Annotated in this window: 2 protein-coding genes; both read right to left on the minus strand. The window is 46.8% G+C overall.

What is annotated here, in order from left to right:
- On the minus strand, window positions 1-130 hold a 130-nt coding region (locus tag BHE18_RS16745), incomplete at its 3' end, for a hypothetical protein (RefSeq protein ID WP_141771913.1).
- Window positions 127-279 carry a hypothetical protein gene (locus BHE18_RS16750; RefSeq protein ID WP_440480398.1) on the minus strand — a complete coding sequence of 51 codons (153 nt, stop codon included), beginning with the start codon at window positions 277-279 and terminating at the stop codon, window positions 127-129. The genes BHE18_RS16750 and BHE18_RS16745, both read right to left, overlap by 4 nt.
- Window positions 280-581: the final 302 nt, after the last annotated feature.

A 581-nucleotide genomic window follows, 5' to 3' on the forward strand; every position in this document is an offset into this window, starting at 1 on the left:
GGCGTGCGTTGCCGATGTGGATGTAGTTGTAGACGGTCGGTCCGCACACATACATTTTCACTTTGCCTTCTTCGAGCGGCACAAATACTTCTTTTTGGCGCGTCAATGAATTAAAAATTTGGATAGTCATAACATCTTCCCTTCTTCCTGCTGCTGATTATTTTGCTGTTTCAATTGTTCCACTTCACGCTGCAAAGCAGCAATTTTCATTTCCATGCCATCGTATTTGTCCATTACAGGATCCGGCATATTCTGATGATTCAAGTCACGATTTTTCACTTTAACACCGTCCTGAATGACGACTTTTCCTGGAATGCCGACGACCGTGGAATTCGCAGGCACGTCTTTTAAGACGAAAAAAAAAAAAGCAAATAGTCAAATGACAACTAACGGACCAGGTACGTTAACCAGAGACGGGCTCAGCAGTTTGCCACACAATAGCATCAACGCCTGTGTGAACGCAACTTCCAGACTTGCAGCGCCATAGCGGGCTCAAACATGCCCAGCAAAAGACAACAGGAGCGACTCAGACCGTTGAGGAAGCCATCCCGGCAGCGTAAAGAGGCACAAGCCGACAGCCA

It is taken from the genome of Rossellomorea aquimaris, from assembly GCF_001877785.1.
In the GTDB taxonomy this organism is placed as follows: Bacteria; Bacillota; Bacilli; order Bacillales; family Bacillaceae_B; genus Rossellomorea; species Rossellomorea aquimaris_A.